The organism is Candidatus Hydrogenedentota bacterium (assembly GCA_035416745.1).
Taxonomy (GTDB): domain Bacteria; phylum Hydrogenedentota; class Hydrogenedentia; order Hydrogenedentales; family SLHB01; genus UBA2224.
On record DAOLNV010000022.1, the window covers coordinates 30400 to 56649 of the forward strand.

Consider the following 26250-nt stretch of genomic DNA (forward strand, 5'->3'; position numbering starts at 1 on the left):
TGGCTGGTGGGAGGCGTCTTCAGTTGGCTGGTAGCGCCACTGGCCGGCGCAACCCTGATCTGCCCAAACCTGATGGAAACCCTGTCAAGCGCTCCGCCCTCGAGCCTCTTTTGGACCTATATCTTCGGCGTGCTGTGGGGTATTGGCGGCCTGACTTTCGGCCTCTCGATGCGCTACCTTGGCCTTTCCCTGGGGTACGCCTTGGCGCTGGGCTTCTGCGCAGCTTTCGGAACGATCATTCCCCCTATGTTTCAGGGCGGATTCGTTGACCTGCTGGTCAAGCTGTCCGGGCAGGTGACCCTGGCTGGCGTAGCGGTATGCCTCGGCGGCATAACCATTTGCGGATGGGCAGGGGTGCGCAAGGAACACGAACTTTCCGACGCAGAAAAGCAGGCCACGATCAAGGAGTTCAACTTCATCAAAGGCGCATGGGTCGCGGTCTTCGCCGGAGTCATGAGCGCGTGCATGGCCTTTGCGTTTGCCGCAGGCAAACCCATCCTCGAATCCGCTGTCGCGCACGGCGCCCCCGAGATTTTCTCGAATCTCCCGGTGCTGGTCGTGGCGCTCCTGGGCGGCCTGACCACCAACCTTGTCTGGTGCCTGTTCTTGAACGCGAAAAACCGAACCGCCCACAACTACGTGAACGCGGGCGAGCACAGCATTGGCCTCAACTACCTCCTGTGCGCGCTCGCAGGCGTCACATGGTACCTGCAGTTCTTCTTCTATGGCATGGGCACGACACAGATGGGCAAGTACGACTTCTCAAGCTGGACCATCCACATGGCGTTTATCATCGCGTTCAGCAACCTTTGGGGACTGGTTGGGCGCGAATGGCAAGGCACAAGCCGCGGCACACGAAGCACGGTCTTCGGCGGGATTCTCGTGCTTGTTCTGTCTACCGTGGTAGTCGGCACAGGCAACTTTCTCGCATCCGCGCAGGCGAAAGCCGAGGCCGGCGACAAGGCCCCGGTCGAAGACCACGCGCCCGGCGACATGTGATTGACGAGGATGGCCGGATAACCATCGGGCTCTATGGCACCTTACCGGATCCTTACTGGAACCAGACCGCCGCCCGCCCACGAAAACGCTCCGGCATCAGTACAGAAGCAGTTGTGCCCCCGTTTCCGCTAATCATGTCCGAAGATCATTTGCTGGACTTCGATGCCCTCTATCGCGGCGAGTTTTTTTCGAAGTTCCTCGCAGACCTTCGCGTCGCCGAACATTTCGAGAACGATCACGCCGCCGGGCGAACAGTAGTCCTTGCTGACGTCATGCAGGCCGATACGCGTCTTGATGTTGCAGCCGTACTCCGAAAAGAGTCGCTGGATGTCCGGGGCTTTGGCCACGCGGTTGGTAACGTGCACGCCGTAGATGATGTGCTTGTCCATGGCGGTTCTCTCCGTGGTTTATCATGTTTTCCAACGCCCTGAGTGTGCATGGGGCCGTTTCGGGAATCAAGCGGGAATTGCCGTACATGCCTCTACACGCAGCAATCGCGTCTGCCCGCTCTCACCTGGTCAATGAGGGTTTGCGCGGTGTTGCGGCGCTCCGGCGTCATGCCTTCGAGAGCGTCGGCGATGCATTGCCCGCCGACCGCGAGCGTCTTGTCTGAGGCATAATCGCACAGATACTCCATGAAGGTACTGACGGCGTTAACGTCGCAGTGGTCTTTGATCTTGCCCGGTTTGGCGAGGTCCATGAAGTCCTCGCCGGTGCGTCCGAGGCGGTAACAGGCGGTGCAGAACGATGGGATGTAACCCAGGGATGCGACATCGCGGATGACTTCATCGAGCGGCCGGTGATCGCCCAGCGCGAACTGGCTGCAATCGTATTCCTCGTCTTCCGCGTATCCGCCGGGATTGGTGCGGCTTCCCGCCGAGATCTGGGAAACGCCCAATGCGAAGGTCTCGCGGCGGATGTTCGGGGTCTCGCGGGTCGACATGATGATGCCGGTATAGGGAACCGCCAGCCGCAGAATAGCGACGATCCTCCGGAAATCGATATCCGACACCGGATGCGGGGGATGCGCGGCAATCTCGGCGTTCAGGGCGGGTTCAATCCGCGGTACGCTGATGGTGTGCGGCCCCACGCCGAAGCGCTGCTCGAGATGACGGATATGCTGCATGAGCGCCAGGATCTCGAATCGGTAGTCGAACAGTCCAAACAGGATACCGATCCCCACGTCGTCAATACCGGCTTCCATGGCGCGGTCCATGGCGGTCACGCGCCAGTTGTAGTCGCGTTTGAGCCCATCAACATGCATCTTGGTGTATGTTTCATGGTGGTAGGTCTCCTGGAAAAGCTGGTACGTGCCGATGCTCGCGGCCTTGAGCTGTCGGAACTCGGCGGTCGTCAGCGGGGCGACATTGACATTCACGCGGCGGATTTCGCCGTTGGCGTGACGCGTGTTGTATATCGTGGCAACCGATTTCAGCACGTAATCGAATCCCTCGACAGGATACGACTCGCCCGCCACCAGCAGTATCCGTTTGTGTCCCTGGTCGATAAGGATGCGGGTCTCGTGGGCGATCTCCTCCTGGGTAAGGGCACGGCGCTTGATCTGTTTGTTCGTCTTGCGGAACGCGCAATAAAGGCACTCGTTGGCGCAGAGGTTCGAGATGTAGAGCGGTGCGAACAGAACCAGCCGCCGGCCGTAGATCTGCTCCTTGACGAACCGGGCGGCCTCGAACATCTCACCCAATAACTCCGAGTCGCTCACGGTGGTCAGGGAGGCTACTTCGTCCATCTCGAGGCCGTGCAGTTCGCGCGATTTGGCAAGGACCTCGCGCACACGGGCGGCGTCCTTGCGGGATTCGCGGGCCAGTGTGGCCTCGATTTGTTCTTCGTCGATAAAGGGGGCGGTATCAGCGTGGTCTACTAACATTGGCATGACTTTCTATGGCGTCTGACTCGAGGTTGACGGCCCGCCCGGACGGAGTCGGGGCAGATTTCGAGCCTATTGGCTACCGGTTTGGTCAAGCGGCTGCGGAATCTCGAAACAAAACTCGGCCCACGCGCCTTCTTCCGCGTCGGCCCAGATGCGCCCGCCATGGGCCTGGATAATCCGCCATGACGTGTAAAGTCCCACGCCCGTGCCTTTCCGGGCCATCAATTCTCTGGTCTGCAGCCGCGAGAACTTCTTGAAGAGTTTCGACCGTTCGCTCTTGGGAAACCCCGGTCCTTCGTTCCAGACGGACACCGCGAGCTTGCGTTCAGCCGAAGTCACGCGAAGGCGTATGTGACCCTCTTCATTGCCATATTTTACCGCATTTCCGAGCAAATTCACCATCACGATGTTCAGAAGTCCGGGATCGCATTCCACCGCCGGAGGATTGTCGGGGACTTCCCGCGTAAGGCTCATGCGCCGTTCCTCGATTTGCGCCTGGACAACATCGATGGCCGGCGCCACGACATCCGCCATAAAATCCACCCCGCCGCGCGGTTGGAAACCAAAGCCGCTGCCTTCGACACGGGCAAGGTCGAGGTAGTCCTTGATCAGCGTGAGGAGATATTCGGCCTTGCCCCGCATCTTCGCGATCCTCTCCCGCTGTAACGGTTCCAGACGGCCCAGGTATTCCTGGTCCAGCACGTTGGCGTCCATCACGATGCCGCCGAGAGGACTCTTCAGCTCGTGGCTTACGAATCCCAGTATTTCCGCATACGCCTGGTTGGCCGCCGTGAGTTGCTCGATGCGATACGCCTTTTCGACGGCCTGGCTGAGGCGCTCCGCAAGGGCGCTGTGAAGCAGCACCTCGTGCATCCCGTAGGCGTTGGGCTCCCGCGAACTGCGAAACAGAAAACCCACGTTACGGCCCTCGACCGAGAGCGGGCAGGTCATGCTGGACCGCACGCCCTCGCGCACCAACAGGCGCGTCGAGGAACTGCTGCCCTTCGCGGCCAGATACGCCTCCAGGTCATCAATGATGCGAACATGGCCGGTGTCGCGAACCCGGGCGAGCGTGCTCTGGCGAAGGTCTTCCGCATATCCAGGTTGCAGGATCACCGGCGAGTACAAGGCACGAGTCCAATGAGACACGACGCGGTCGTCTTCCTGTACGAAGGAGATGCTCAGCCGGTCGCAGGGAAACAATTCCAAAGTCGACTCGAACACGAAATCCATGACATCGCTGAGCGACTGTCCGGAAGCCACGCGGTGATTGACGTCATCCAGGGCGGAGCGCTCATCGGCCGTGAATTCATGAATGGGCACCGTGACCCGCGCAAGGTCGATGTAACGGACCGTTTCCTCAATTCTGCTCATGGTGTCTGTATGCTCTCTTCGCCGGACGGTCATACCCGGCCGTGCAACGATTTCAGGACCTTTTCATACACCGCGTGGACATTCGCCCTGTGACGGGCTGTCACGGCGGCCAGGTCCTCGTCAATATGGAGCCGCTTGGCCAGGTCGGCGCGTTCCTCAGGCGTTTCGGGAAGCCCGCTCCCCGGCCGCCCGTGCATCATGCGTATGCGGTTCTCGAGCCGCCTGAGGAAAAGGCAGGCCTCGCGCAATTGGGAGGCATCCTTGCCTTCGAGCGCCCCAATGCCCGCCAAGGCATCAAGCGCACCGAGCGCGTCCTCGCAGCGCACGCCGGGACACTCCTGACCGTGGAAGAGTTGCAGAAGCCGCAGCGCGAATTCCAGTTCGGCGATGCCGCCCTCCCCCTTCTTCAGGTCGTGCGGGGAAGCGTGGCCAACTGTCTTTCGCCGCACTTCCTCGATATTGTCGAGTTCCTCCCCCGTAAGAGGCCGGTCGAACACGAGGTTTTTCGCCATTTCGCCGACTGCTCTGCCAAACGCCGGGTCGCCCGCCACACAACGCGCCTTAACCAGAGCAAGACGCTCCCATGCCTGGGCGTCATTCCGATAATAGTCCCGCATACGCGAGGCCGTCACCGCAAGCACCCCCTTCTTGCCGTCAGGACGAAGCCGGGCATCGACGTCGTACAAGATACCGTAACGCGTAGGTTCCTTGAGCGTCCGCAGAAGCTTCGAAGACAACGCCGTATAATACTCGATGGACGAAACGCTTGATTCCGCGGATTTCTCTTCCTCATACACGAATACGAGGTCGAGATCGCTGCCGTATCCGAGTTCACGGCCGCCAAACTTACCCGCCCCAAGGACGGCAAACGCTCCGCCAGGATCGCCGTAGCGTTTCACAACGCCTGCAGTTGCCCGGTCGAGAACATGCTTCACACAGACCTCGGCAACGTTGGTGAGTTCTTCGCCGACCTCCTTCACTCCGGCGAACTCGAACAGGTCGCGCATACCGATGCGGAGCAGTTCTCCCGCCACAAAACGGTACGGGGCGGCTTCCCGGTCGTAGGCGCCACATAAATCCTCCAGACGCTCCTGCAAGAGCTCCATCGAAGCGGGCTCGTCGAGCCCGCTGCGCGCGCCGATAACGTCGAACAGGCCGGGCTCGCGCATAAGGATCTCGGTCAGGAAGACGCTGTTGGCGACGAGGCGCGTCAGTTGATGGCAGAGTGTGGGGTCGGTGTTGAGGATGTCGTAGATCGCCCCGGGGGCGTGCAGGTTGGCAAGAAGCTGCCCCAAACGAAGCAACGCGGCGTCCGGGTTAGAAAGTTCCCCCAATGACTTGAGCAACTTGGGCGCGATACTGGCGAAGGCCCGCCGAACACGCAAGGTATTGGTGTGTTCCTCGGGACCCATACTCAGGCCAAGCAGTTCCTGGCGGGCTTTTACCGGGTCGCGAAAGCCCAACTCCCGCAATCGCGCGATGCCATCGTGTCCATCCGAATGAGGATTCACAAGATCGTTTACCCACAATGTTCCGTCGCCCTTCGAAGCAAGGAAGCCTTCGAGGATCCGGCGCGTCTCTTCGGTCCGGTCACGGTAATCCGCCATGAACGAATCGCCGCTGGCATATCCTGAACGGCGTGCGAAGCAGTCGAGTTCACCAGGATCCTTGGGCAACACGTGACGCTGCTGGCTGCCCTCGATCTGCAGGCGGTGCTCGACTTGGCGCAAGAACGTGTAATTGCTCTTGAGCGTAGCCGCATCAAAAGGACGGAGAATCCCGCGGTCGCCGAGTACGGCGACGGCCTCAAGCGTGTTGGCGGTGCGCAACTCGGGAAGCCGGCCGCCGTTCAAGAGCTGCAGCACCTGCACGGTAAACTCGATGTCTCGAATGCCTCCGCGACCCAGCTTCACCTCGCGCCCGGCTTCACCGCGGTTTCCCACGCGGGCCTCCATTTGTTGCTTGGTCACGCGGATATCCTCAAGCGTTTCGTCGTCGAAGTATCGGGGAAAGGTGAACGGCCGCGTGCGTTCGATAAACGCTTCCCCGAGGGCCAGGTCACCCGCGACGGGCCGAACCTTGATGAGGGCCTGGCGTTCCCAGGCTTGTCCGAAACGTTCGTAATAGTCGATGGCGCTGTCAATGCTCACCGCCAAGGCGCCCGAACGGCCGTACGGACGCAAGCGCATGTCCACCCGGAAAACATTCCCCTCGGAGGTCTGCTCGTGCAGCATCTTGATGATGCGCTCCCCGACGCGGCGGAAGTAGTCGGCATTGCTGATGCTGCCCGAAGTTCCGCCGCTCGTTTCGCCTTCGCCGGAGTAAAGGAAAATCAGATCGATATCCGAGCTGAAGTTGAGCTCACGGCCGGCGAGTTTGCCCATGCCCAGCACCACAAACGTGGCTTCATCTCCGCTGCCCCCCGAACGGGGTTTGCCGTAACGGGCCGAGACCTCGCATTGCGCACATTCGAGAGCAACGCAAACAGTCGCATCGGCGAGGTTTGACATGTCTTCTACTAGAGAGGCGAGCGGACGGTGCGCAAAAATGTCGCGAACCGCTATGCGCAGGAATTCGCGGCGTTTGAAACGGCGCATCGAGGCCGCCTGACCAGGAAAAGCGTCGAACGCGGCAAGCTGGCGCCGAAGTTCCTTCTCCACCTGCGCACGGGGAACGGCTGCGTCAAGGCTCGCCTCTTCCCACAGCCATGACACAAACTCGGGATTCCGGCAGACGATATCGGTGAGGTAGTGGCTCTGGTCAAATATCGTGACCAGCATTTCCGTATAGCGCGGCGTGGCCGACATGAGAGCCCGTTCTGTTCGCGGATTGATGCACATCTCGAAGTAACGGTCCATGCGCACAACGGCCGCCGTCGGGTCCGCCGCATTCCGAAGCGCCTCCGCAAGCGCAGGCGCAAGACTTGACTCGTCTTCTCCCAGAATGGCGGTAAGACACTCGCTTGCTTTCCCTGGCTCGCAGAAGTCGATGTTCAGGAATTCTTCTCGCATGTATACCGTAATCCGCCGCCTAAGCGGAGCCATTGTAGCAGGCTCCGCAACGGATGTGGAGCATTCATCTCCATGAAGGAAGGGGCGCATGTAAGAAGAATAGGGACCGTGTTAAGAGGGAAACCCGCCCAAAAACAAGGGACAATACACGGGCCTCTTCCACCCCGGCGAATGGCTGCTAAACCTTTTTCTCAACGCGGAAGATGACGTTCAAGCCGTGAGCCATGGTCTCGAGTTCCTGGGCATCGCCCAGGGCGGGCTCGATAGACGTCGAGGCGATGTCGACCGCCAACCAGAACAACTCTTCTTCGCCAGGGGGGATAGCGGCGGTGATGGGCTGGCTGAGGGTCCAGCGGAGCGCTTTCGCGGCCAGGTCGCGCCGCGTGATTGGCTCGTACCAGCATTTCGGGTACTTCTCGTGTTTGGGGTCGCCATCCTTCCACTGTTGAAGAGCCATGGCCTTGAGGGCAAGACGCGCGGCCCCGTGTTTCTTGGCTCTCTGGACAACTTGGGGCCCAAAATCCCCTTCGTAGAAACAGCCAAAATTGATCGGAAACAGGACCGAATCGAATTGGTAACGGTCCAATGCCGCAAACGCAGCCTCAACGGTATGAGCCGAGAATCCCAGAAACCGGATCTGTCCCGCGCGTTTGCGTTCGAGCAACATATCCATCACGCCGTTCTTGGCAAAAACGGGCTCGACGTCATTCGTGAGATCAGACAGCCCGTGGAGCTGGTACAGATCGAAATGGTCCGTCCTCAGGCGTTCAAGGGACTGCCGGAACTCGTTCTCGGCCTCGGCGCGCTGGCGCTGGGTTGTTTTGCACGCCAGGAAAACGTCTTTGCGGTAGGGCTCGAGAGCCGGTCCGAGCTTGATTTCGGCGTCGCCATAGGTCGGGGCGACATCGAAGTAGTTGACCCCGCGCTCGAAAGCCTCTGCTACCACCCGGTTGGCGCGCTTCTGGTCGACGTTCGTGATAACGATGCCGCCAAACCCGATGACGGACAGCTCGACGGGGGTTTCGCCATAGGCCCGACGGGGCAACGCGGCGGTTGGCTTGGGTGCTGCTTCCATGGTGTCTCCTCGTGCAGTGATTTCGCGATGCGCGACGGCTAACACTGAGCTTGCGCCCAATCTCATGAAAGTGCGTCGTCTCATGAGAATGTTCCTCTGGCGAAAATGAAACACGACGCCAGCGCTCTACTGAGAGCAGTATAGCGCATATTGAGCCGGATTTGGCCGCCTCTTATCCTTTTCATAGCGCGACCGTCGGCCGCAACCACAATAGTCTCTTCCGAGGGCCGCTTCCGGAGCCCCGCAGGAGGCAATAAACAATGGCCAAGGCAAGCCCGGCGGTATGCGTGGCGCAGCCCTGGAATTGGAATCAACACCGACCCCGACCATCCAGCCCAGCCCCGGAGGGGGGACAAGAGTCACCTTTCAGCGCCGCTCACGCACCACGCTTCGCTGGTCCTGAATTGGAGACCGGTCGACCCTAAGCCGAACGAGGAAAGCCGGTTCCGGGAATGGTCCCCTTTCTATTCGAGAACCCGCCTCGCTATGCCAACGCCTGCTGGGCCTTGGCAACCATCTCGTTAAACACTTTCTGCTGCTCGATCAGCGCGGCGATTTTGTCTTGGGGGTCGGTGCGGCCCTCAAGCAGGATCCATCCCGCATAGTCCATTTTGACGAAGAGGTTTATCAGGTCCTGGTAAGGATAATCCCCCTCGTTCAGTTCACGCACGTGCGCCGTAGCGCCAAAGCGGCCCTTCACCAGGTTGAAATTGTGCTCCAGGCCTTCCCCCTCAAGATCCGGCGAATTCGAGTTCCAGCAGACCGTTACGTTGGGATGGTCCGCAACGTCCATGATCTGTTTCATTATGGGCAGTTCCTGGCATTGTCCATGCACTTCGAGCCGGATCTGCTGGCCATAGTCCACGCCGAAAGCGGCCACTTCGTTGAGGGCCTTGCCGATGCGCTTGATGGTAACCTCGGGGGCCTCTGCATCCTTGTGGAGGTTGTTGGGCTTGACCTTGACACCCGAGCCTCCGCAATCCTGACTGAGCTTAATGAAATCCTTCGTGGCCTGAATGGCCTTCTTCAAGGCCTCGGGGTCGGTATGATCGAAGGCCTCATTGCTGCCAATGCCTACAAAGTCCACGGGGCTGTCGTCGAAGCGCTTCTTCACCTCCTTACGCTGTTCGGGAGTCAGAGTGGGTTCGACGCCGTGTTTGTGTGTCGTGCGAAGTTCGACGCCCAACACCCTGGATGCCTCGCAATTGGCGATAAGCGTCGGCAGGTCCCAGTGCTGGCCCCACAGATAGGTTACTAAACCGAATTTCATCTTCGAACCGGGTTTTTCGGCTCCAAAGGCCTTAAACGGCGACGTTATCGAAGCCGCCGCGCCAAGCCCGAGGGCCGTCGACAGAAAATTCCGGCGGGATTGGTTCTGCATGGTCATGTCTCCTTCTATCTGCTCATACGTACGCGTCATTTTGCGTGAATCTTGAGCGAGTCCGTGCTGTCGACTCGGAACCGTCCGCATATCGCCCCAATAAGCCATTACCATACCAGCTTCGACGGTCACTCCCTTTGTTATCATGCAGGGCCCTTTCAGCGCAAGTTTTTATCCCAGTCCAACCATGCGCGAGGCGCCCCGGGCTCTGGATGTCCTGTGCCGTCCTTCGAGGCGCTCAGGAAAGGTGCGTTGAACAACGAAAGGGCATCCTCTATCGTATGCGGGCTGGGTTGGGCAATCGGAACGTGGCCGGAAGCGCATAATCCAAGAGGAAACCGTGTTACACATGATCAAACGAGGCCATTTTGCCGAAATTGCGCTGCAGGGGGTTGTGATAGTGGGCATGTGGGCGATCTTTCCGGTCTTCCAGGCGGGGGCGCAACCGGCCCTCGATGAACTGGAGCGCGTGTTCACGGAAGTCCCCATGGAAGCGCGCCGGTGGACCGGCCCCCTGTTCTGGCTGCATGGCGACGAAAGCCGCGAGCGGCTGGAAATGTACCTGGGCAAGGTCGCTGAGGGCGGCAACGGATGTTTCACCGCGGAGTCGCGCCCCCACAACGACTGGCTCGGCGAGGGGTGGTTCCGCGATTTGGGCATTTGCCTCGAAGCCGCCAAACGTCACAACCTCGACATGTGGATATTTGACGAGAAATGGTGGCCCAGCGGCGAGGCAGGCGGACGCGTCCCCGCCGAATATGCCAGCAAGAGGCTCCAAGCCGCCGTCTTCGAAAATGCCGGGGCCATCCCGCCGTCGGTGGAGAATCTGGTTGCCGTCATTGCGGGCCGGGCAAAAGGCGAGGGATGGGATGGGAACTCGCTCCTCGACCTCACGCGAGATTTCAGTGACGGCATACTTGATACGACGCTGCCAAAAGGCTTCCAGATTGCCGCCTTCACATGGGCACTGGGACCGAAGCGGGGAGAAAACTATCTGGTCGACGGAGCCAGCCAAGCCGCGGTGGACTGGTATCTCGACACCGTGTACCAGCCGCATTATGACCGTTTTCCAAACGATTTCGGACCCACAATCAAAGGATTCTTCTACGACGAGCCGGAGACGTACGGCGATTGGGGCACGGAGGTGATCCCGATGCTGAACGAGCTCGGGGTAGACTGGAAACGCGCGTTCATTGCGAAGAAGCTCACCTTGGCGGACCCCGACGAGCAGACGGCCGCGTTGTTTAAGTACAATTTCGCGCTGGCGGAGGCTTGGGGCCGAACGCTGTATGGAGGAATCACGAACTGGTGCCACGAGCACCATGTGCGGTCCATCGGCCACTTCCTCGAGCATGCGGACTGTCCGCTGAGCCAGGATTTGTGCGCGGGCGACATGTTCCAGCTGGAGAAGTACAGCGACATGGGCGGCATCGACGCAGTGTTCGACCAGTTCATCATGGGCAAACGCGTGGCGCGCGACCACCCGACATGGCAGACGCCGAAGCTGGGGAGTTCCATCACCCACGCCTATGGCAAGCCCGGCGACGTCACCATGGTGGAAATATTCGGGGCAAGGGGGCAAGACCTCACCTATCCGGAAATGAAGTGGTGGGCCGATCACATGCACGTGTCGGGCGTGAACTTCTTCATCCCCCACTCATTCAATCCGCGCGCCCCTGACGACACCGATTGCCCGCCGTATTTCTATAATGGCGGCTTCGAGCCCCGATGGCCCCTGTACCGGGTGTTCGCGGACTATACGGCGCGGTTGAGCCACGTGCTGACCGGCGGCCGGCACGTCTGTCCCGTCGCGCTGTTATACCTTGGCCAGAGCTGCCACGCAGGCAAAGCCGTGCGCCCTGACACCATGAGCGAGGCGCTGCAGGACGCCTTGTATGATTGCGACTGGATTCCCTACGAGGTGTTCGAAAAGGACATGCGTATCAGCGGCCCGTTGCTGAACCTTCGCGATGAGAAATACCACATCCTGATAGTGCCGCCCGTCGAAACCATCCCATACGAAACGTTGCTGAAGGCCCGGGATTTCTTCGAATCGGGCGGCGTGGTCGCAGGATACGGTTTCCTGCCTTCGAAGTCCGCGTCGCTCGGCCGCGGTTCCGGGGAGATCGCGGACCTCGTGCAGGCGCTATGGGGCGGCGCGGAGCCGTCGATAAATCCTTGCCGCACGGCGCCTTCGGGCGGAAAATCATTTCTGCTGCCGGAGTCCGTGACGCCCGAGATGTTGCAAACAGTGTTCAGAGACGAGGCGGGCATTCACGCGACCCTCGAAGTGGTCGAAGGCGACACGGGGAACTGGCTGCACGTCCTGCACCGGGTCAAAGATGAACGCGACGTGTTTTTTGTTGCCAACCAGGTGTACGAGGGACCGGCCAGGACGTTCACCCTGCGCGCTCAAGCCAAGGGGTTTCCCGAGTGCTGGGATCCGCTGCGCAACGATATTTCCGCCCTGCCGTTCACGCGCATCAGCGAAAACGAAGCCGAGTTCAAACTCACCCTGGAACCCCTCGAAAGCGTGTTGCTCGTGTTCACGCCTGAATCCCGTTCGAAACCAGCGCGAATCCAGGAAAGCGGGGCCAAACCAAGGCGCGTGCTCGACCTGGCGCGGACAGGCGAAGCCAAGACGCCGGAACCTGCGGCGCTCTCCCTGGAAGGGTGCAAGTGGGTATGGCATCCCGGCGAGAACGCCCTCACCAACGCCCCTCCCGGCATGCGGTACTTCCGCAAAACCGTGTCGCTGCCGGACACTTCGGGGCTCGCGTCGGCCCGGGCTCTGCTCAGCGCCGACAACGCCTTTGTCCTCTTCGTGAACGGCAACGAGATTGGCCGAAGCGCGCCCGGAGACGAAGCGTGGAGGCAACCGCAGGAATTCCAGCTTACAGGCGCCCTTCGCGCAGGCGACAACGTGCTTGCAATTGCCGCCGAGAACACGAGCGGCAAGGACAATCCCGCCGGAGTGATCGGACGGTTCGAGTTCCACTTCACTTCGGACAACGTTGTCTTCCAGATTAACCTGGACGCTTCGTGGCAGGCCTCCCGGGAAGCTCCGGACGGTTGGAACGCGTCCGTCGAAACGCCGGGAACGTGGCTGGCGGCCGCCGAGGTCGTGCAGTACGGCGATGCCCCCTGGGGTCATGTCGGCAAGCCCCTGAGCCGTCCGGCCAACCCGTTCGAGGGCGTGTTTGCCCTGCCCGAGGGCGTCGATCTGGCCAAGGAGCGGGTCTGCGTCGAGATGGACGGCGTATTCGAAGGCGCGCGGCTTACCGTTAACGGCGCTTATGCCGGCGGCGTCATCGGCGCCCCCTTCCGCGTCGACATCACCCGGCATCTCGCCTCCGGCGAGAACAAGCTGCTCATCGAACCCTATGCGCCGGAAACCGTGCGCCTGGCATTGTATGACTGAACAATGACGGACACCGGTCGAGGCCTCGCAGTCCGACCGTACGCTTGGACTCGTGCTTGAGTGCTCGGCCGTCCACTCACGCAATGCCATATTGCCCCAAAAACCGGCCCTGCAGGTTTCTTACGTATACGGCAGTTTCCAGGGTTTGCGATAGTCGCATTCGACGAGACGGTTGGCTTCGCGGTTGTCTTTGACGCGCTCGTTTTCGGCGTCCCAATGGATCTCGCTGCCGGAGCGAAGGGCAAGGTTGCCCAGGTGGGCAACGGTCGAGACGTAGTGCCCCAGTTCAAGGTGTTCGACGGGGTCCTTGCGCGTCTTCATGCAATCGAGGAAGTTGCGGACGTGCGCCGGGCGCGGGTCGGGGCTCTCGGGGTGCTTGGCCGCTTCAAGGCTGTTCTTCTTGGGCTCGGGGATGATTTCCCATCCGCCACCGTCGATGATGACGGTGCCTTCGGTGCCGTTGAACAGCATTCCGTGGGGGCGTCCGCCAGGCCCGAGACCTCCGAGCACCATCTGTTCGAAGACGAGGGTGTATTCGGGAAACTGGTATACGGCAACCTGGGTATCGGGGGTCTCGCTATTGTCGTCGGCGACGTATTTCCCTCCCGAGGAACTCACGCGCAGAGGGATTTGCGGTCCCATCGCCCACAGGCAGATGTTGAGCAGATGCACGCCCCAGTCGGTCATCAGCCCGCCGGCATAATCCCAGAACCAGCGGAAATTGAAGTGGAACCTGTTGGGATTGAACGGCCGTTTCGGAGCAGGTCCGAGCCAGAAGTCGTAATCGACCGTGGCAGGGGGCTCGCAGTCGGCCGGGTTGCCGATGCCGCCGACCCAGTCCAGGTATGCCCAGGCACGGACCAGGCGGATTCGGCCCAGCTTGCCGGATTGCACGAACTCGACGGCGTCGCGGAAGTGGTCGCCGCTGCGCCAGTGCGTGCCCATCTGTACCACGCGCTTGTTCTCGCGGCAAGCGGTCAGCATAGCCCGGCCTTCCTGAATGTTCTGCCCGAGCGGCTTTTCGACGTAGACGTCCTTGCCCGCTTGGCATGCATAGACCGTCGGCAGGGCGTGCCAATGGTCGGGCGTGGCCACCAGCACAGCGTCGATATCGTTGCGGTCGATCACCCGCCGGAAGTCTTTGACGATGTCGGGTTTGTTGCCGCGCATGCCCTCGACGATCTTGGCGGCCTCCGCGGACTGTGCATCGTCAACGTCGCAGATGATGGGACACTCGACCTCGGGGTTGATGAAGAACGTGCGGAGGTCAACGCGTCCTATGCCGCCGCAGCCGATGAGTCCGAGGCGGATCTTCTCGCTCGGGGGGACGGTGTCTCCAGCGCCCGCCTGTTGCGCCATCAGCAGCGGGCCGGCGGCCAGGCCAAAAGCGGAGTTTCTGAGAAAATCGCGGCGGGTATGGCTCGGCATGGGACTTCTCCTTTCCCCGATGATGGGTGCCTTGCAAAGAACAGTATACCGGAGCACGCGCAAAGAACAAGCACGTCCGGTGGCGATGCCCCCGGCTATTCAAATTGCGCCCCCGTGCGGGGTCCTGCATCGAACGAGAGCGCCTGTCAGGGACTCGCCGTGCACGCTCCGCCAAAGGTCTCAGCCGCCCAGTTGCTTTGGCGGCGGCAGGAAGGTGTGAAGGGTGCGAAGGGATTGGAAACCGCGCCACAGCGGAGGGCTCTCCAGAGCGCCCAAGACGCGTAACATGGGGCCTCCGGAGCGCCGAAGGCGCGTCACATACCAGCCTGGCCTGAAGGGCCAGGGGATCGGATTCAAAACAGCCAAGAGGGCTGAAGGCCCGAAACATAGCGTGAATTGAACGGCCAGGCGACGCGATGTTCCGGGCTTTCAGCCCTGTGGGATTCTTTTGGGGGGCCGGTTTCCTTGGCCTTCAGCCAAGGCTGGTATGTTACGCGCCTTCGGCGCTCAAGAGGTGACAACGGTATCGTGGGGGGTATGTTTCACGCCGTTGGCGCTGGGGAACGGGAATCCCTTTCCCCAGGCCTTCGGCGCTGTAAGGGCTGGCATGATACACACCGTTGGCGATGTAAAGACTGTTGCGTTACGCGCCTTCGGCGCTGTGTCGGACTGTTGTGCCCAGGCGGGAATGTCCCAAGAGCGAGCCGGGATATGTGCCGGTGCCACATCGCCCACGAACTCCCGACCGGCGAGGGCGCCGGTCCCACACGAGGAGGCGGGAACCCGTTACGACAACGTCTTGTTTCTGCATCGGGCTTTCACCTCTCCTGCCCCTGTAACTCCCGCCCTGGGACATCGATTGTCCCCTTCTCCAGCCCCGCAAGGGGCGGCAGGCCGTAGCCCAGGGCCAGCCACGCGGAACGCGTGGCGCAGCCCTGGGAAGACGCATCCCCCACCTCCAGCCCCGCAGGGGCGGCAGAGGCCGGTGGCACGGCGTTCTGAGGCAATTGTGAAGATAGATGCGCGAAAAGCGCATTCCGGTATAATGCGCGGATGCAAGAGCGGCAGGGCTGCCGAGGCAATAGGCCGGCGCCAGCCGTCGAACTGGCGAGAATCAAATCTTACTCACGAAAAGGAGAATGTGATGCACGCGCACCTGTTTGCGATCTCGATGGCATGCCTGGCCGCGGCGGCGCAGACGGATACCCTCATGTACAAGGGAGAGCTTATCTTTCCGTTGGAGGATTGGCACAACCACGGCTCCTGTATCGTGGAATGTCCAAATGGCGACCTGTTGGCATGCTGGTTCCATGGTTCCGGCGAACGGCAGTCTGACGACGTGCTGATCCGGGGCGCCCGCAAACCTAAGGGCGCGGAGGCCTGGTCTGAGCCGTTCCTGATGGCGGACACGCCCGATTTCCCCGATACCAACTGCTGCATGATCATCGATCGGCAGGAACGGTTGTGGCTGTTGTGGCCCACAATTCTGGCCAATACATGGGAAAGCGCCCTGATGAAGTACAAAATCTCGTCCAATTACATGCAGCAGGAGGGCCCGCCCGAGTGGGATATGATGTATGTCCTGCATCCGAAGCCGGGCGACAATTTCCAGGAAGTGGTCACGCGGAAAACCGACGAGTATCTGGCTTCCATCCAGATTCCCGAGGAGATGGCAAAGGAGGTCGAAACCTGGAAACAGCGCAACATCGAGCAAGCCGGCGACAAGTTGACCAGCCGGCTGGGCTGGTTCACACGCGCACATCCCTGCATTCTCGACGATGGCCGGATGCTCGTGGGCCTTTACTCGGACGGTTTCTCGTTTTCGCTGGTGGCGATCACGGACAACTGGGGCGACACATGGTCGTTCAGCGAGCCGATCGTGGGCGGCGGCAACATTCAGCCCAGTTTTGCACGCCGCAAAGACGGCACCCTCGTGACCTTCATGCGCGACAACGGGCCCCCTCCCAAGCGCATTCTGGTTTCTGAGTCCCAGGACCGTGGCGAAACGTGGAGCGTCGTGCAGGATCACCCCACTCTCAGCAATCCGGGCGCAGGACTCGAGATCATGGGGATGCGCGATGGTGACTGGGTCCTGATTTACAACGACGTGCCGCAAGGACGCCACAGCCTCGCGGTGTCTTTGTCGGACGACGAGGGCAAGACCTGGAAATGGACCCGCCATCTGGAACTGGTTGACAAGAACAAGGGCAGCTTCCACTACCCCTCGATTGTCGAAGCCAGCGACGGGAGTCTGCACTGCACGTACAGCTACTTCATCGAGGGCGGCGGTGACAAGAGAAGCAGATCCATCAAGTACGCGACGTTCAATAAGGCGTGGATCAAGCAAGGCGACCCACAGTAAGGGCCAGGATTGGCCGGCAATACACAATGGCAGTCGAAACGCGTTCCATAGAGAAGGCTGATGCGCCGCGCCGCATCCGCACAGTGACCGCCCGTGGGTTAATCCTCAATCCAGGTCTCGTGGGTCTGAAATTCCCTGGCGGCGTGATGGCGGCAAGGCAGGCCATCATTGACGTACTGTCTCACACCGGCCCGTTCGAAGCATCCTGTTGGCGGGATGCAAGCGCGTGGGAATCGGCCAAGTGAGACGCCCGCGATTCGCTCTGCTGCTTCTTGTCTCGCTTGCCGCCTGTCAATCGACGAGCCCGCCGTTCGATGTTCGCCCCGGCGCGGCACATGACCATGAGTGCACTATCGCGACGTGGAACGTTTACGGTTATCCGGAAACGGACGCAGACCGGCGCGCATGGTTCTCGACGCGCCTGGCCGAACTGGACCCTGAGGTCCTGTGCGTGCAGGAGATCGCCAACCAGAAACGGGTCGATGCGTTCCTTGCCACCGAGGCGGGTTTTGTGGCAGCGGCATTCACGGATTCGCAGGACGGGCAGGACAACGCCATCTTCGCCAAGGCCGGGGTTGCCTTGATTGACCTGCCCGACCCGGAAGGGTTCCAGCATCCCGCCCAGGCTGCCTATGTTTCCTGCAATGGGTTAGACCTGGTGATCATCACCATTCATTTGTCGTGGTCGGACAAGGACAGGCGCGAGGCGGAAAAACAGTTGTTGGGAGAGGTGGTGGCTCAATACATGGCCATCGACCCCGATGTCATGGTGGCCGGGGATTTCAACACGACGGAGAAAGACATCGAAGACCTCGCGTCCGCCATCGGCATGGTGGTAATGCTCCCCGAAGACCAAAAGGGTGTCGGCACCACGGATGGAGGCAATCGAAACGACCATTTTCTCATTTCCCGCGATTTGGCGGAAGAAGAAGCCGTTTCCTGCCGCATTGAGACTTTTGACGGTCATGATCACACCCTCGTTTTCCGCGTCTCTGACCATCTGCCGGTATTGGCACGATTTCGCACCAGCGAAGCTTTTCGTGACCGTAACTGAGGACGTCTGACGGCCGGAGGCAACGTATCCGTGTTCCAGACAACGCCGCGCCACGTGCCGGGGTTTTGACAAGTACGGCCTCTTAAACTAGACTGAACCGTGGGCGGGTTTCACTAGTGCAAGAACCCGCGGGCCGCGGCATAACGAGGGTTCGGAGGCACATGATGGCGATGAGTCACGATTCCGAGAGAGAAAGGGCTATGGCACTCGCGGAAGATTCCCGCGAGGCCGAATGGGCCCATCCGAGCTTTGTCGCCGAGTTGTTCCGCGGGGTGTTTCGCTGGGATCTGCTCCATCCCTTCCCCGAGCAGAGCGCGGAAGACAAGCGCATCGGCGATGCGTACATCAACAAGATCCGGGAAGTTCTCGAACAATACATTGACCCCTCGGAGGTGGACCGGTCAGGCGACCTCCCGAAAGAAGCCCTGCTCGCCCTGGCGGACGCGGGAGCGTTCGGACTCAAAATCCCGAAGGAATACGGCGGCCTGGGCATGTCTCAGACCAACTACAACCGCATCATGGCGTTCATCGCCAGTTACTGCAACTCGACGGCCGTATGCCTCTCGGCGCATCAGAGCATCGGGGTGCCGGAGCCGCTGAAATGGTTCGGAACCCCGGAGCAGAAGAAGAAATACTTTCCCCGTCTGGCCAAGGGCGCGGTCTCCGCATTCGCCTTGACCGAGCCGCAGGTGGGCTCCGACCCGGCCAAGATTCGCACCACTGCCGAGCTGTCCGAAGACGGAACCTACTACACCCTCAACGGTGAAAAACTCTGGTGCACCAACGGGCCCTACGCCGAGATCTTGATCGTCATGGCGCTGACCGCGCCTAAGATCGTCGAAGGCAGGGAGAAACCGCAAGTCACCGCGTTTATTGTCGAAACATCGGAACCGGGTTTCGAAGTTGTCAGTCGCTGCGCCTTCATGGGCATCCGCGGCATCGCGAACGGCTTCCTTCGCTTCAACAACATGGAGGTTCCCGCCGAAAACATCCTCGGAAAACCCGGTCAAGGGCTGAAAATCGCTCTGACCACCCTTAATACCGGACGCCTGACCATGCCGGCCGCATCCGCGGCCGCCGGCAAAGTCTGCATGCATTTCGCGCAGAACTGGGTCAACGAACGCGTACAGTGGGGCGCCCCCATCGGCAAACACCAGCCTGTCAGCAAGATGCTCGCCGAAATGACTGCCGACACCTTCGCCATGGACAGCATAAACGCCCTGGCCTGCGCCATGGTGGATCAGGGCGGCGTCGACGTGCGGCTCGAAGCTGCCATGGCCAAGTATTACTGCAGCGAGACGGCATGGCGCATTCTCGACGACTTCGTGCAGGTCCGCGGCGGACGCGGCTACGAAACGGCCGAATCGCTTGGCGCGCGCGGCGAAGAACCCATCCCCGCCGAGCGCATGTTTCGCGATGCCCGCATTTCGCGCATTATCGAGGGGACCAGCGAAATCATGCGGCTCTTCATTGCCCGAGAGGCCATGGACACGCATGTCAGGCGCCTTATGCCTATCATGACGGGCAAGGGGCCCAAGGGCAAACTGATATGGGAGGCCTTGACGTTCTACGCCAAATGGTATCCCAAAGTGTTGTTGCCCACCTCCGTTTCGCTCAACGTGCGGCATCTTTCGCCCAAGAACCAGGACCATGTGATATTTGTAGCGCGAACCTGCAAAAAGCTCGCGCGAACCTTGTTTCACACCATGGCGAAATACCGGCAAAAGCTGGAACGCGAACAGCTTGTTCTACAGGCCCTGGTCGACATCGGCACGGACCTGTTTGCCATGGCCGCATTGCTGTCGCGGACCGAACACGAGCTCAAGGCCCGAACGGACGACGAGCAGTTGCAGGATATGGCCGACCTGTTCTGTATGAATGCGCGCAAGCGTATCAACGACAACTTCAAGAACTTGAAGCGCACGCAAGGCAAAGCCATCTACAAAGTCGCCAAAGCCTTCATGGAAGGCAAGTATCGTTGGATGCTCGACGGCGTCTACTCCAATTTCCCGCCTGCGAGCAGGCCTGCGCGCATAACCCTGCCCGCCGAGCCGGAGAAGGCGGAGCAACCCGAACTCGAGCCCCAACAGCAGGAATCTCCCCCGTCGGAAAAGTAGGCTCTGCCTTCCCAAACCCCAAGGAATGCGCGGAGCCGCACCACCCCGCAGGGCGCCTCCGCTTTGACGCGTCCAGGACGTGAGGAGAGGGTCTCCATGAACGTTCGAAAAAAGACGGCGGTGCGCGCGGCAGCTAATAATGTCATACCGCTGATCGCACTTCTGTTGCTCGGCCTTTGGCTTCTCAAACCCGCGTGGCGGTCATCTGCCGATCGAAACCGCCCCGACAGCACGCGCAGCCAAACCACGACTACCGCGCCGCATCCTGAAGACGGGCAGGGCCGGCCGCCCCGTAGCGACGCTTCGACTAGTGCCCAAGCCGCGGACAATGCCCTCAAGACTGCTTTCGACAACCAGCAAAGCGGCGTTCAAGTTCAGGCGGAGGGGGTCGTGACGAGGATATTGTCCGACGATCTGGACGGTTCACGGCATCAGAGATTCATTCTGCGCCTCCGAACCGGCCAGACGGTGTTGATCAGTCATAACATAGATGTGGCGCCCCGAATAGAGGATCTCAAGACCGGGGATAGAGTGGAGTTCTATGGTCAATATGAGTGGAACGCCAAAGGCGGCACGGTTCACTGGACCCACCATGATCCCGATGGTTCTCACATGGGCGGATGGCTAAAACATCGCAGCAGAATGTACCAATAGCCACGCAAGACATCCGCGGCACACCCCCCGCCTATCCCCAGTATTTGCGCGCCCGTGAGGCCCCCCTCCCCCGCTTGCGTAACTCCGGCCGGAATTGGATAATGGCGCAGCGCAGCGAGTGGATAGCTTCTCTATGGCGGCGGCAGCGCGCCTGCCGCTGACGAACGCGGAACAAGACGGGAGTGACCAGGATGGCCGAGCCAGCCGATACCGCCCAGATGATTGCCGAACTAGTCGCGACCACGCCATTCGTGGATACGCACGAGCACCTCATGGAGGAAGCCCGGCGCCTTGAAGCAAGGGCCGACCCCGAAGGCAAGAAAGGCCCGATTTCCGATATCGGCATCCTTTTCTCGCATTATTCCGACTCAGACCTGGTCGTCGCCGGCATGCTTCCGGACGACTTGCAGAAGGTCCGGACGGCCACGATGCCTCCCAAGGAGAAGTTCCGCCTGCTTGCGCCTCACTACGCGGCCGCGCGTCATACCGGGTACCTGCGCAACGTCCGCGAATCCCTGCGGCTTCTGTATGGTGAGGACGACTTGACCGAAGCCAACTGCGAGAGCATTTCCGAAAAGATCGCGGACGGCGTCAAACCCGGGTTCTACAAACACATCCTGCAGGACGTCGCAAACATCGAATACTGCCAGGTCAACAACCTGGAAGTCCCCGTCTTTTGCGAGACCGAAATGCCTGAACTTCTTGCCCAGGACATCAGTACCGTTCCGCTGTGTACGGGCCTCGATATTGTGCAGGTCGAGCGTCTTGCGGACCGCGAAGCCTATTCGCTCAAGGATTGGCGCGAGATCATCGATTGGTGTTTTGCGACTTTCGGGCCTCGCGCCATCGCAACCAAGAATCAGTGCGCCTATGGACGTGCCCTGGATTTCGCCCAAGTCTCCGAGGAAGACGCCGCGCCGCTCTTCGAACGCCTGCTGACCAAGGGCGCTGATGACCTGTCGCGCGAGGAACGAAAAGCCGTCGAGGACCATCTCTTTCATTACTGCATCGACAAGGCCGCCGAATACGGCCTGCCTGTGAAACTGCACACCGGCTATTACGCAGGGCACGGCGGCATGCCGCTCAACCGGGTTCGCACCAACGCCGGCGATTTGTGTCCGGTTATGCGAGCCCACATGAATGCCAAGTTTGTGCTGTTCCATATCGACTACCCATACCAGGACGAGGCCATTGCCCTTGCGAAACATTATCCAAACGCGTACGTCGACATGTGCTGGGCGTGGATCGTGAGTCCCCATGCCTCGATCCGGTTCCTGAAGGAGTATCTCATGGCCGCGCCCGCAAACAAGCTGTTCACGTTCGGCGGCGACTACAGGCCCGTCGAAATGGTGCCGGGCCACGCCGCCATAGCCCGCCAGGGCCTCGCGCAGGGTATCACGGAACTTGTGCGCGAAAAGTGGCTTGATATCGATGATGCGCCCGGGCTCATCGACCAAATCATGCGAGGCAACGCCCATGCCATCTATGACCACACAGACACGCTGAACCACTGGCGAACTCAGAAAAAGACTGCTTAGGAACGGGACTGCATGACCCCATCCGTAGATCCCCTCTTGCGTTCAAGGCTGATTGACGAGATTCTGCCCCAAGTCGAACGCCCCTCCCGCTATCTCGGAACCGAGTTGAACGCGATCCACAAGGACCCTGGCGCGGTCGATGTGCGCATCGCGCTGGCCTTTCCAGACCTCTACGACATCGGCCTTGGCAATCTGGGGCTGCTGATACTCTATGCCATCCTCAACGAGCTTCCCTGGTGCTGGGCCGAGCGCGCCTACGCGCCGGCCCCCGATATGGAGGCCGCGTTGCGCGACCGCCAGATCCCCCTGCTTTCACACGAGTCAAAGACGCCGCTCCGCCAGTTGGACGGCATAGGGTTCACCCTGCAATCCGAGCTGACCTACACCAATATTCTCAACATGCTTGACTTGGCGCGTGTCCCGTTACGCGCATCCCAGCGAAGCGACGATGACCCGCTGGTGTTTGCGGGGGGACCGTGCGCTTTCAACCCCGAACCCCTGGCGCCCTTCATGGACTTCTTCGTCGTTGGCGACGGAGAGGAAGCGGTCGTCGAGGCGGCGCAGGCGCTTCGAGAGACCACGGGCAAACCGCGAACGGCAGCGCTCGAGGCTCTGGCGCGTATCGAGGGGGTGTATGTTCCCGCCTTGTACCCCGTGGAAACGCTTTCAGACGGGTGCGTCGTTCCCGCGCGGGATGCACAGCCGGTCCGGAAGCGGCTTGTCCGCGAACTCGATGCCGCGAAGTACCCCACGAAGCTGATTGTGCCTTTCACACAGCAGGTGCATGACCGCGCCGTCCTCGAGGTACTGCGGGGCTGCACTCACGGTTGCCGGTTCTGCCAGGCAGGCATGACTACCCGTCCGGTACGCGAGCGCGGCCTTACGACCCTCGATAGCCTTCTCGACGCTATCATCCGCGAAACCGGTTACGAAGAGACGTCCCTGCTCTCGCTCTCCACGTGCGACTACTCTAAAGCACAAGAGCTGGTGCATCAGGCGGCCGCCCGCGCTGCCGAGGCCGACATGAGCGTGTCGTTGCCCTCGCTGCGCCTGGATACGTTCGCCGTGGACCTGGCCGACAAGATCGCGGACATCCGCCGGAGCGGCCTTACGTTCGCCCCCGAAGCCGCAACTCCCCGGTTGCGCGCCGTTATCAACAAATGGATACCCGACGAGGACCTCTTCACCACCGCCGAAGAGGTGTTCCGCCGGGGCTGGAAACACCTCAAACTGTATTTCATGATCGGCCTGCCCACCGAAACGGACGAGGATGTGCTTGCCATCGTGGACCTCTGCCGGCGAACGCTCGAGCGCGTCCGCAAGATTGACCGGGGCGCGCAGATCAATACGGGCGTATCAACATTCATCCCCAAACCGTTCACCCCTTTTCAATGGTCGGTCCAAATAGGTCTGCAAGAAACCCGGCGCAGGCAGACGCTCCTGCATGGAGGTTTCGCTGCGCACCGGGCAATCCGGTTTGGCCGTCACAATCCGCACTCATCCCTGATCGAGGGGCTCATCACGCGCTCCGACCGCCGGGCAGCAGACCTGCTCGAGTCCGCCTGGCGTCACGGCGCCCGCTTCGACGCGTGGGACGAGTGGCGCAATCTGCCCGCATGGGAGCTGGCGCTCGAAGATACGGGGTTCTCCATCGAAGACGCCCTTCGCGCGCGCGACCCGGATGAACGCCTGCCATGGGACCACATCGACGCGCTTGTTTCCAAGGCATGGCTGTACAGTGACTGGGAAGCCGCGTTGCGAGGAGAGTACGCGCCCGATTGCAGGGGAGGCGCATGCCGGAACTGCGGGCTCAACGAAACCGAGCGTGCGCTCTGTCAAAGCATGTGGATGCGCGCCGCCGAGGCGGAAATCGAGGCCGCACGCGCCGCACCCGAGCTGCCCCCCCCCAACACCGAAAGACGCGAGCCCCCCGCAGTCCAGCGTTTGCGTTTTCGCATCGGGCGCAGCGGCGAAGCCCGGTTCTTGTCCAACCACGAGCTGATAACCGTATGGGTGCGGGCATTGCGTCGCGCGAACTTCCCGCTATCCTATTCGCAAGGATTTCATGCTCATCCCAGGGTAACGTTCTCAGCCGCCCCCGCCGTCGGGGAAGAATCGGTCTGCGACTATATGGACGTGGTGCTTCGGGCCTTTGTGCATCCCAAGGAAGCCATCGAACGCCTGGCGCGCGCCCTGCCACCGGGGTTAACCGCGTTCGAGGCGGATACCGTGCCCATCAAAGCCCCCGCCCTCATGGCAAGCGTAACCGGTTTTTCGTACACGCTCGAGACCAAAGACGACCCTGCCGCGCTGCAGCACAAAGTCGAAGAGCTGCTCGCCCGTCCGCATATCGAGGTCGAGCGCGAAGGCAAGAAGAACCGCAGAGGGGGCCGGCGCGTCTCGATGGTGAATGTCCGGCCCATGATCAAGCGCATGGCGGTGAAAACAGGACCTGCCGGAGCGGTCCTGGAACTCGAAATGCGCCGTGTGAATGCCCGGGGCGTGCGGATACGCGAGCTCCTTGAACTGCTGGATCTGAGCGCCGCCTCCGTCCGCGTCACGAAGCGCGCCACATACCTCGCGGAAGACGAATAACGGCCATCCAAGAGTCAGTGCTGACAAGGGCGCGCTTTCTGAGACTCTGTTCGGAAGGGCCGGCAGCGATTCCCGCCTCCTTGGAAAACCGGGCCCCATGTGTTACATTTGATTTGGCAGTCAAATGGGGAACACGGATGCTTACGGGGTTCATCACACTGCTCATCACCGATGTGATGCTGCTTCTCATCATCCAGCTGGTGGGATCGCTCTTCGCAAACAAGCGGCGCGAGTTTCCGCTTCACTACGCCGTGCTGATGCTTGTCTTTTGTTGCGTCGCCCACTACGCGGCTACGTCTGTGATGGCCAATGGTATGGTCGAAGATAGTGACCGGTGGCTCGTCCTGGCGGCCACGTTCGGGTGCGGGGCCATTCCCATTGCCGCGTATGTCACGACAGTGTTCCACCATCCCGCTCTGGCGCGCACCGTCAAACGCGAAGATGCACTCGCCGAAGCCCGAAAACTCGAGGCCGGCGGCGACATCAAGGAGGCCCTGCGCTCGTATTGCGCCTTCCTCGATGTCAACCCCGAAAACCACGGTGTATGGTTCGAAGCCGCGCATATGCTGATCCGCCACGGGGAGTTTGCCCTCGCCCGAAACATCCTCGTGAAGATGAGAGACCGCTTCGGCGAGGATCGCGAGATTGCCCCCAAGATACAGGAACTATGGCGAATGCTGCCCCGCCCCTCTGCCCCCGGCGCTCCGGTAACCCGCACAGCTCCGAAGGATCCCGACGCAGCCCTCCGTGAGCTCATCGTCCTTCGAAAAGCCGGGATAATCACCGAGGAAGAATACCAGACCAAGAAGCAGGAATTGTTCGAGCTGTAACGGGGCCTGGGGTACACGTGCCCCCCAGGCAGCTTGCCGCCCGCAGCCGGCCGCCTTGTTCAACGCTCCAGGCGTGTCAGCCGCCCGGCGCCTCGAGCGTGCTCAGCCATTCTTCGGTGATCTTCTTCCCCAGTAAGAAGAATTTCCGGTCCGGATGCCACAGGACGAAGTTGCCGTTGCGGTTCGTGACGCTCGGGTACACGCCGCAGTCGGTCCGGGTAAGCGGCCCGATGCCCACGCCGCCGTTGTCAAACAGCTGCTTGGACTCGCTGAACCAGATCGGCTGTTCGGCATCAGGCCGGTATTCCCCGAGAGCAATAAACGCGGGTCGCCGGTTCTTGCCCGTCTCCTCGCGCTTGGACCCCTCAAAATGCCCATCATTGTTGTGGTGAAGCAATACGTAGCGCCCCTCTGCGTATTGGTAGATCGGACAGCAGCAGAGCGGTTCAGGGATAGGCAAACCGTGGTCGCGGCGCAACAGCGGGCGCGGGCTGCACCAGGTGCGGCCATCATCCTCCGAAAG

At 60.8% G+C, this 26250-nt stretch carries 16 protein-coding genes and 1 pseudogene; 9 read left to right on the forward strand and 8 right to left on the reverse strand.

All coding sequences use genetic code 11. From position 1 onward, the window contains the following. A partial coding sequence (locus PLJ71_09320) for an L-rhamnose/proton symporter RhaT (protein ID HQM48878.1) occupies positions 1 to 999 on the forward strand: 999 nt, incomplete at its 5' end. Positions 1000 to 1127: 128 nt separating this feature from the next. Here the strand turns inward: PLJ71_09320 and PLJ71_09325 are convergent. From PLJ71_09325 to PLJ71_09350, 6 genes are all read right to left on the reverse strand, one after another. After that, entirely contained in the window at positions 1128 to 1388 is a 261-nt protein-coding gene (locus PLJ71_09325; GenBank protein ID HQM48879.1) for a hypothetical protein, read from the reverse strand. A 92-nt stretch (positions 1389 to 1480) separates the two neighbouring features. Then, entirely contained in the window at positions 1481 to 2884 is a 1404-nt protein-coding gene (hydG, locus tag PLJ71_09330) for a [FeFe] hydrogenase H-cluster radical SAM maturase HydG (GenBank protein HQM48880.1), read from the reverse strand. 72 nt (positions 2885 to 2956) lie between these two features. Further along, a complete protein-coding gene (locus PLJ71_09335; protein ID HQM48881.1) occupies positions 2957 to 4261 on the reverse strand; it encodes a GAF domain-containing sensor histidine kinase in 1305 nt (434 codons plus the stop codon). Positions 4262 to 4290: 29 nt separating this feature from the next. Next, positions 4291 to 7305, reverse strand: a complete 3015-nt coding sequence (gene glnE, locus PLJ71_09340) for a bifunctional [glutamate--ammonia ligase]-adenylyl-L-tyrosine phosphorylase/[glutamate--ammonia-ligase] adenylyltransferase (protein ID HQM48882.1) — start codon at positions 7303 to 7305, stop codon at positions 4291 to 4293. Between the two features lie 145 nt (positions 7306 to 7450). Then, positions 7451 to 8347, reverse strand: a complete 897-nt coding sequence (locus PLJ71_09345; protein ID HQM48883.1) for an aldo/keto reductase — start codon at positions 8345 to 8347, stop codon at positions 7451 to 7453. A gap of 484 nt (positions 8348 to 8831) precedes the next feature. Continuing rightward, a complete protein-coding gene (locus tag PLJ71_09350) occupies positions 8832 to 9728 on the reverse strand; it encodes a TIM barrel protein (protein ID HQM48884.1) in 897 nt (298 codons plus the stop codon). Positions 9729 to 10077: 349 nt separating this feature from the next. On the opposite strand from PLJ71_09350, the gene PLJ71_09355 reads away from it, so the two are divergent. Then, on the forward strand, positions 10078 to 13149 hold the full coding sequence (locus PLJ71_09355; GenBank protein HQM48885.1) for a glycosyl hydrolase: 3072 nt from the start codon (positions 10078 to 10080) through the stop codon (positions 13147 to 13149). A 120-nt stretch (positions 13150 to 13269) separates the two neighbouring features. On the opposite strand, the gene PLJ71_09360 is transcribed toward PLJ71_09355, so the two are convergent. Continuing rightward, positions 13270 to 14577: a Gfo/Idh/MocA family oxidoreductase gene (locus PLJ71_09360; protein HQM48886.1), complete on the reverse strand. Its 1308-nt coding sequence runs from the start codon at positions 14575 to 14577 to the stop codon at positions 13270 to 13272. Between the two features lie 1144 nt (positions 14578 to 15721). Between PLJ71_09360 and PLJ71_09365 the strand changes: the two genes are divergently transcribed. From PLJ71_09365 to PLJ71_09395, 7 genes and pseudogenes are all read left to right on the forward strand, one after another. Beyond that, positions 15722 to 16939, forward strand: a complete 1218-nt coding sequence (locus PLJ71_09365; protein ID HQM48887.1) for a sialidase family protein — start codon at positions 15722 to 15724, stop codon at positions 16937 to 16939. A gap of 241 nt (positions 16940 to 17180) precedes the next feature. Continuing rightward, positions 17181 to 17993, forward strand: a complete 813-nt coding sequence (locus tag PLJ71_09370) for a hypothetical protein (protein ID HQM48888.1) — start codon at positions 17181 to 17183, stop codon at positions 17991 to 17993. Positions 17994 to 18193: 200 nt separating this feature from the next. After that, positions 18194 to 20110: an acyl-CoA dehydrogenase family protein gene (locus PLJ71_09375; protein ID HQM48889.1), complete on the forward strand. Its 1917-nt coding sequence runs from the start codon at positions 18194 to 18196 to the stop codon at positions 20108 to 20110. Positions 20111 to 20410: 300 nt separating this feature from the next. Further along, positions 20411 to 20764 (forward strand): annotated as a pseudogene (locus tag PLJ71_09380) (DUF3465 domain-containing protein). 191 nt (positions 20765 to 20955) lie between these two features. Then, positions 20956 to 22302, forward strand: a complete 1347-nt coding sequence (locus tag PLJ71_09385) for an amidohydrolase family protein (protein HQM48890.1) — start codon at positions 20956 to 20958, stop codon at positions 22300 to 22302. A gap of 12 nt (positions 22303 to 22314) precedes the next feature. After that, positions 22315 to 24897 carry a TIGR03960 family B12-binding radical SAM protein gene (locus PLJ71_09390; protein ID HQM48891.1) on the forward strand — a complete coding sequence of 861 codons (2583 nt, stop codon included), beginning with the start codon at positions 22315 to 22317 and terminating at the stop codon, positions 24895 to 24897. 137 nt (positions 24898 to 25034) lie between these two features. Further along, a complete protein-coding gene (locus PLJ71_09395; protein HQM48892.1) occupies positions 25035 to 25727 on the forward strand; it encodes an SHOCT domain-containing protein in 693 nt (230 codons plus the stop codon). A gap of 76 nt (positions 25728 to 25803) precedes the next feature. On the opposite strand, the gene PLJ71_09400 is transcribed toward PLJ71_09395, so the two are convergent. After that, the coding region (locus PLJ71_09400) for a hypothetical protein (protein HQM48893.1) at positions 25804 to 26250 on the reverse strand (447 nt) is incomplete at its 5' end.